Consider the following 236-nt stretch of genomic DNA (forward strand, 5'->3'; position numbering starts at 1 on the left):
GATATGGACTCGTAGTTTTATTAGTATTTTTATGACGCAATTCTTAGTGTTTGTAGTATTTTATACATTAATAACCACCCTTCCGCTTTATGTAATTCAAGAAATGGATGGAACAGAAGCACAAGGCGGCCTTGTTGTTACCTCTATTCTAATCGCCGCCATTGCTGTTAGACCTTTTTCAGCAGGCTTACTTGATCGAATTGGAAAGAAAAAGGGACTTGTTTTAAGCGTAAGTG

1 protein-coding gene is annotated in these 236 nt (G+C 37.3%); it reads left to right on the forward strand.

The genetic code is table 11. From position 1 onward, the window contains the following. Window position 1: 1 nt before the first annotated feature. Window positions 2–236, forward strand: a 235-nt coding sequence (locus RG959_RS24895) for an MFS transporter (protein ID WP_342799372.1), incomplete at its 3' end; no start/stop codon positions are given.

Origin of the sequence: Domibacillus sp. 8LH (genome assembly GCF_038806185.1) — a bacterium.
GTDB lineage: Bacteria > Bacillota > Bacilli > Bacillales > Domibacillaceae > Domibacillus > Domibacillus indicus_A.